Annotated in this window: 7 protein-coding genes; 4 read left to right on the plus strand and 3 right to left on the minus strand. The window is 72.3% G+C overall.

The window, feature by feature from the left end; translation table 11 throughout:
* Positions 1–100 precede the first annotated feature (100 nt).
* A complete protein-coding gene (locus tag AB0I89_RS33585; RefSeq protein ID WP_357134876.1) occupies positions 101–526 on the minus strand; it encodes a nucleoside deaminase in 426 nt (141 codons plus the stop codon).
* A gap of 12 nt (positions 527–538) precedes the next feature.
* Positions 539–1,375, minus strand: a complete 837-nt coding sequence (locus AB0I89_RS33590; protein ID WP_357134877.1) for a fructosamine kinase family protein — start codon at positions 1,373–1,375, stop codon at positions 539–541.
* A gap of 120 nt (positions 1,376–1,495) precedes the next feature.
* On the opposite strand from AB0I89_RS33590, the gene AB0I89_RS33595 reads away from it, so the two are divergent.
* The gene (locus AB0I89_RS33595; RefSeq protein WP_357134878.1) at positions 1,496–2,362 is read left to right on the plus strand and encodes an aminoglycoside phosphotransferase family protein; all 867 of its coding nucleotides are present in this window, start codon (positions 1,496–1,498) and stop codon (positions 2,360–2,362) included.
* Positions 2,363–2,371: 9 nt separating this feature from the next.
* Here AB0I89_RS33595 and AB0I89_RS33600 read toward each other — a convergent pair whose 3' ends face one another.
* Positions 2,372–3,181: a DNA-formamidopyrimidine glycosylase family protein gene (locus tag AB0I89_RS33600; protein ID WP_357134880.1), complete on the minus strand. Its 810-nt coding sequence runs from the start codon at positions 3,179–3,181 to the stop codon at positions 2,372–2,374.
* A 200-nt stretch (positions 3,182–3,381) separates the two neighbouring features.
* Between AB0I89_RS33600 and AB0I89_RS33605 the strand changes: the two genes are divergently transcribed.
* The 3 genes from AB0I89_RS33605 to rocD all read left to right on the plus strand — a co-directional run bounded on the left by AB0I89_RS33605 (position 3,382) and on the right by rocD (position 6,653).
* Positions 3,382–4,206, plus strand: coding sequence for a DUF4190 domain-containing protein (locus tag AB0I89_RS33605; RefSeq protein ID WP_357134881.1), 825 nt, complete (start codon positions 3,382–3,384; stop codon positions 4,204–4,206).
* Positions 4,207–4,623: 417 nt separating this feature from the next.
* Positions 4,624–5,439, plus strand: coding sequence for a dimethylargininase (gene ddaH / locus AB0I89_RS33610; RefSeq protein ID WP_357134883.1), 816 nt, complete (start codon positions 4,624–4,626; stop codon positions 5,437–5,439).
* Positions 5,439–6,653, plus strand: coding sequence for an ornithine--oxo-acid transaminase (gene rocD, locus AB0I89_RS33615; protein WP_357134884.1), 1,215 nt, complete (start codon positions 5,439–5,441; stop codon positions 6,651–6,653). Before ddaH ends, rocD begins: the two co-directional genes overlap by 1 nt.
* Positions 6,654–6,740: the final 87 nt, after the last annotated feature.

Genomic DNA, 6,740 nt, shown 5'->3' on the forward strand with positions numbered 1-6,740 from the left:
GGTTTCGTCCGGATACAACACCGGTATCCGGACGAAACCGCAACGCCGCCGGTCGTCGTCCGGGCCCGCCGCAGGCCGGCCAGTTCTTATGAAACAGGCCCTAGTAGTGCTCGTCGATCGGCCGACGCGCCTCCTCGAACAGCGCCGGCCCCTCGTAGCGCACCGGAGGCAGCGCCGGGGTGGCCGGCTTGACCTCCTCGAACTGCTCGCTGGAGAGCGCGTACACCACCCGGCCGAGGCCGGAGCGGTCGATCGCCGTCGCGCACATCGGGCAGGGCTGGCAACTCGTGAACATGGTGGTGCCGGCGGCCACCTCGGCGGACAGCTCCCGGGCGGCCCAGCGGGCCAACTTCAACTCCGGATGGGCGGTGATGTCCGAATCCGAGACCACGGTGTTGTGGTCCTCGACCAGGACGACACCGTCCGCGTCGACCAGCAACGAGCCGAACGGCCGTTCGCCGGACGCCCCCGCCTGGCTGGCGATCTCCACGGCGCGGCGGAGGAACTTCTCGTCGTCGGGTATCACACGGCCTCCTGGTCACGTCCTGCTGCGGAACGGGGCGAGCGTGGCCCGGATCTGGTCGCCCGCGCCCCAATCGTCGTCGAACTGGGCCAGCACCGCGAGGTGCTGTCGCAATTGGACGATCGGCATCCGGGCCCGCCAATCATCGTCGAGCGACGTCAGCTCGGCGTAGACGTCGAAGAACCGCCGCGCCTCAGGCGGGGGCGACGTCGTCCAGACGTGGGCGAGGTCGACCTCGGCCCACAGGTAGGACACCGCCGGGTCGATCAGCGCCGGCTCCCCGTCCGGTGTGGCCAGGATGTTCTGCGCCCACAGGTCGCCGTGCGTGAGGCACGCGGGCCGTTCCGGCAGCAACTCGGGCAGCCGCGAACAGAGCCGTTCCAGTGCCGCCCGGTCCTGCCGGTCGAGCGCGGCGTCGACACGGGGCTCGCCGAGCCAGCGGAGCAGCCGGTGCTGCGCGAAGAACGCGAACCCGTCGTCGTTCCAGGTGTTGACCTGTCGGCGACGCCCCAGCCAGTTGTCCCGGTGCCAACCGAAGCGCGGATGGGTCGTGCTCAGGTGCAGGTGGGCCAACTGTTGCGCGAACCGCTCCCAGAACGCCGCACTGCTCGGCCGCGGCCGCAGCAGCGACAGCACCAGCACGTCCCGGTCCGCGAGGATCACCTCGGGCGTCGGCACGCCGCCCAGGTCGCGCAGCGCGGCCAACCCGTCTGCCTCGGCGGGGAAGACGTCGTCGGCCGGCGTCTCGGCGAACGCCTTGACGAACACCGACGGCGCGTCCCGGCGGGTGGCGATACCCGCGAGCGCCGCGAGCCCGCCCGCCGCCGGTTCGACGGCGACGACATCACGCATCCCGGCGCGCAGCAGGCTTTCCCGTAAGAACGGCCCCGGTCGCATCACGACAGGCTCCCGGATGTCCGATCCGCTGTCCACCCGGTATGCCACCCGCCCCGGCGCGGGCAGGATGGCGGGATGGAACTGCCCGAGGGGCTTGGTTGGGTACGAGCGTCAGCGGTGGGCCGGGCCTGGCTGACCGCGCTGCCGACGCTGGTGGCGGAGTGTGCCGAGCGGTGGTCGCTGCGGCTCGGTCCGCCGTTCCGGTACGCGTACGCCTCGCTGGCGCTCCCCGCTGATCTGCCCGACGGTACGGCGGCGGTGCTCAAGGTCCAGTTCCCGGATGAGGACAGCCGGTACGAGGCCCACGCGCTCGGCCACTGGGCCGGCGACGGCGCGATCCGGCTGCTCGCTCACGACCCCGAACGGCGCGCGCTGCTGGTGGAGCGCTGCCGACCCGGTACGTCCCTGCACGAACTACCGATGGACCAGGCGCTGGACGCGGCGGTCGACCTGCTGCCCCGGCTCTGGCGACCGGCCGGCGCGCCGTTCACCCCGCTCGCCGAGGAGGCCGCCGGCTGGCTCGACCGGATGCCGCGCAGTTGGGAACGGGCCGGCCGGCCGTACGAGCGGCGGCTCCTCGACGCGGCGCGCGCCCTGCTGGTCGACCTGTCGGCGAGCCAGGGCGAGCAGGTGCTCGTCAACCAGGACCTGCACGCCGGCAACGTGCTCGCCGCCGAGCGCGCCCCCTGGCTGGCGATCGACCCCAAGCCGCTGATCGGCGAGCGGGAGTTCTCGGTGGTGCCACTCGTACGCGGTCCGGAGCTGGGTCACTCGCCGGCGGCCGTCCGGCACCGACTCGACCGGCTCAGCACCGACCTCGGGCTGGACGTCGAGCGGGTCCGGGGCTGGGCGATCGGCCACTGCCTGGCCTGGAGCATCGCCGACCAGGTCGTCTTCACGCACCAGGTCGAGGTGGTCCGCTGGCTGCTCGGCACCGACTGACGCCGAGGGTCAGCGGGCCTGGCAGGTACGGCACCAGTAGAGGTTGCGGCCGACCAGCTCGCCGCGACTGACCTCGGTGCCGCAGATGTGGCAGGGGGCGCCGGCGCGGCGGTAGACGTACACCTCGCCGCCGTGCCGGTCGACGCGCGCCGGTCGACCCATCGCCTCGGGCAGGTGGGCGTCGCGGACGGTGTCGATCCGACCGTGTTCCAGGGCGAGCCGCATCAACGCGACCAGGTCGAACCAGAGGGCGTCCCACCCGGCCCGGGTCAGCGCCCGACCGGGCATCGTGGGCGGCAGCCCGGCCCGGAACAGCGCCTCGGTCACGAAGATCAGGCCGGTGCCGGCCACCACCGACTGGTCCAGCAGCAGGGCCGCGAGGGGCGTCGGGCTGCGGGAGATCCGGGCGTACGCCCGCTCGGGGTCGGCGTCGGCGCGCAGCGGATCCGGGCCGAGGCGGGCCCGCAGGGCGTCGACCTCGGGCGGGGTGAGCAGTTCGCAGGCGGTCGGACCGCGCAGATCCAACCAGTGCCGGTCACTGGTCAGCCGCAGCCGCACCTGGCCGACGGGCTCGGGGGGCGTCCCTGATCCGTCGGTGAATTTGCCGTACAGCCCGAGGTGCACGTGCAGGGTCACCTCGTCGGCGAAGTGGTGCAGCAGGTGCTTTCCGTACGCCTCGGTGCCGTCCAGGACGGTCCCGGAGAGCCGCGCGGCGCCATCGGCGAAGCGGCCCTGCGGGCTGTCGGCGTGCAGCTTGTCACCGGCGAACAGCTCGGCGTGCCGGGCCGCCAGGCGGTGGATCGTGTGTCCCTCTGGCACGGGTGCCAAGGATAGCCAGTCGCACCGGGGCCACCGGGTGACGCTGCTCCTTCACGCCGAACGCCGGGTGGATCCGCCCCTGATCCGCGGGCCATACCCGGAATCGGTGTCAGGAAACGCCGAGGTGGGTATTTCGGGGTCGTAGCGCGTGGGTGCCACCCCTGAACGTCGGCCACCACGCATTCAACAGGAGGTGTGTAGTGGTCAGGATTCCTTCGCTGTCCCGGCGGTCCGAGCAGACGCCGACGCGGGACGAGAACCTTGACGGTCCCGATACCCCGGTCACCGAGACGGGCCGGACCGACGACGGCCGACCGGTTGTCACCGACCGGGACGCCGACCAGACGACGTACCGCAGCGCCACGGCGACCGGCGACGCCACCGCGACGACCGGGCGCACCGGCGAGGCCGAGCGACGGGCCGCGGAGCGCGCGGCCGTGGCCCGCGCCGCCACCGCCCGGCCGGTGGAGACCGACACCGCCCGCCCGACGGAGGGCGAGGCCCGGCCGCTCGCCGCCAAGACGGGCACGGCCGCCGTCCCGACCATCGAGCGCGACAACGACCTCGACGGTACGACCCGACGGCCGGAGCGCGACCCGGACCTCGACCGGACGACGACCCGCCGGCCCGACGTGACCGACCGTCCGGTCGACACGACCCCCGCTCGCGACACCGAGCCGGAGCCGGTGACGCGCGGCCCGAAGCCGCGGGCCAGCCTGCTCGCCACCCTCGGCCTGATCGTCTCCGTCGTCGGCGCGCTGTTCGTGCTGAGCGGCACCCTGGCCGGGTACGGCATCGGGCTCGGCGCGGTCGGCGCGGTGCTGTCGGTGCTCGGCCTGATGGCGACCCGCCGCCGGCACGTCGCCGGCAAGACCGACGCGCTGTTCGGCATCCTCATCGGCCTGGCGGCGGTGGTGGTCGGCGTGCTCGCGATGACCGGTCAGTTCGTCTGGCCGACCACGGACGGCGACTGGGTGCAGCGTCTCCGGGAGTGGCTTGACTCACAGTTTGTGGATCGTTTCTAGCGGGCACTGTTCCGCTCGCCGGTGGTGCACCGGCGAAGAGCCGGCGGTTCGCCGGCAGCCCGACGGTGGTTCACCAGCAGGGCGACACCCTTTCAGGGGCGGCGATTCGCCGCCCCTGAAGTGCATCCAGACCCCCCACCCCACCCCACCCCCACCCCCCAGAACAGTTGATCAAGAGGTTTGCGTCACCAGAAGCCGGTCTGGTGACGCAAACCTCTTGATCACTGTTGGAGGGGTGAGCTGGCCTTCCTGCGCAACGGATCGTTGGTTGCTGTGCGTTACACGCAACGGATCTACGGTCTGCGCAAGTCTCGGTGGTGGATCCTTCCGCTGACGCCGCATAACGTTGAGCAACGGCGCCAGCCCGTGGGCCACGGTGGCCGGGCGCGCCCGACCCCTGGGAGCAGGACAATGACGATGGACGCCACCAGCCAGCGCCTCTTGATGTGCCGGCCGACGTACTTCGCCGTCGACTACGCCATCAACCCCTGGATGGACCCGAGCGCGCCGGTCGACCCCGCGCTGGCCGTCCGGCAGTGGGAGCAGCTTCGCCAGACGTACCTTGACCTGGGCCACACCGTCGAGGAGATCACTCCGGTGCCCGGCCTGCCCGACATGGTCTTCGCCGCCAACGGCGGCACCGTGATCGACGACAAGGCGATGGCCGTGCAGTTCCGCGACCCGCAGCGCGCCGACGAGGCGCCGGCCTACCGGGCCTGGTTCGAGGCCGCCGGGTTCGAGATGTACGACCCGAAGCACGTCAACGAGGGTGAGGGCGACGTCCTGCTGGCCGGCGACCACCTGCTGGCCGGCACCGGCTTCCGGACCGCCCACGCCGCGCACGCCCAGTTGCAGGAGGTCTTCGGCTACCCGGTGATCACCATGCAGCTCGTCGACCCGCGCTTCTACCACCTGGACACCGCGCTGACCGTCCTCGACGAGCGGACCGTGGCGTACCTGCCGGAGGCCTTCTCCCCCGGCAGCCAGGCCGTGCTGCGCCGGCTCTTCCCCGACGCCGTGCACGCCACCATGGCCGACGCCGAGGTGCTGGGCCTGAACGCGGTCAGCGACGGACGGCACGTCGTGCTGCCCGCGCAGGCCACCGACCTGGCCGCCAAGCTGCGCGACCGGGGTTACGAGACCATCGGTGTCGACCTGTCCGAGCTGCGTAAGGCCGGCGGCGGACCGAAGTGCTGCACGCTGCGACTCCGTCAGGGAAAGGCAACCAAGTGATCGTGGACGACAAGCTGCGTACGCCGGGAGCGGTCCGGGACGCCGAGCGCTGGACGGCGCACAACTACCACCCGCTGCCGGTGGTCATCTCGTCGGCCGAGGGCGCGTGGCTCACCGACGTGGACGGCAAGCGCTACCTGGACTGCCTGGCCGGCTACTCGGCGCTGAACTTCGGCCACCGGCACCCGCAGCTCATCGCCGCCGCGCACGCCCAACTCGACCGGCTGACGCTGACCAGCCGAGCGTTCATCCACGACCAGTTCGCCGACTTCTGCCGGGAGCTGGCCGAGCTGTGCGACAAGGACCTGGTGCTGCCGATGAACACCGGCGCCGAGGCCGTGGAGACCGGGATCAAGGTGGCCCGCAAGTGGGGCTACCAGGTCAAGGGCGTACCGGCCGGTCAGGCGAACATCGTGGTGGCCGAGGGCAACTTCCACGGCCGGACGACCACCATCGTCAGCTTCTCCACCGACGAGGACGCCCGCGCCGACTTCGGGCCGTACACCCCGGGGTTCACGGTCGTGCCGTACGGCGACCTGGACGCCCTCACCGCCGCGATCGACGAGAACACCGTCGCCGTGCTGCTCGAGCCGATCCAGGGCGAGCAGGGCGTGGTGGTGCCGCCGGAGGGTTACCTGCCGGGCGTACGCCGGGTCTGCACCGAGCGGAACGTGCTGTTCATCGCCGACGAGATCCAGTCGGGTCTGGGGCGTACCGGCCGGACCTTCGCCTGTGACCACGAGGGCGTGGTGCCGGACATGTACCTGCTGGGCAAGGCGCTCGGCGGCGGCATCGTGCCGGTCTCCGCGGTGGCCGCGAACACCGACGTGCTGGGCGTGCTCAAGCCCGGTCAGCACGGCTCCACCTTCGGCGGCAACCCGCTGGCCTGCGCGGTGGCCACCGAGGTCGTACGGCTGCTGGCGACGGGCGAGTTCCAGCGCCGCTCGGCCGAGCTGGGCGAGCGGCTGCGGGCCGGCCTGGACGGGCTGGTCGGCAAGGGCCTCGTCGGCGTACGCGTCCGGGGCCTCTGGGCTGGGCTGGACATCGACCCGGCGCTGATGAGCGGACGCGAGGCGTGCGAGCGCCTGATGGAGCGCGGCATCCTCGCCAAGGACACCCACGGCTCCACGATCCGGCTAGCCCCGCCCCTGGTGATCACCGAAGAGGAGATCGACCAGGCCATCACGACGCTGGCCGAGGTGTTGGCTGCCTGACCCGGAACGTGTGAGTGGCGGGGGGGGGGGGGGGGCCGCCCCCCCCGCGCGCCCCCCGCCGGGGGGCCGGGTGGGCAGGGGCTGTGG

Origin of the sequence: Micromonospora sp. NPDC049801 (assembly GCF_040656575.1) — a bacterium.
Classification (GTDB): domain Bacteria; phylum Actinomycetota; class Actinomycetes; order Mycobacteriales; family Micromonosporaceae; genus Micromonospora.

Bases quoted from the DNA above. Each gene is read 5' to 3' on its own strand.
- AB0I89_RS33590 (WP_357134877.1), bottom strand. From the start codon at position 1,375: ATGCGTGATGTCGTCGCCGTCGAACCGGCGGCGGGCGGGCTCGCGGCG.
- AB0I89_RS33595 (WP_357134878.1), top strand. From the start codon at position 1,496: ATGGAACTGCCCGAGGGGCTTGGTTGGGTACGAGCGTCAGCGGTGGGC.
- ddaH (WP_357134883.1), top strand. From the start codon at position 4,624: ATGGACGCCACCAGCCAGCGCCTCTTGATGTGCCGGCCGACGTACTTC.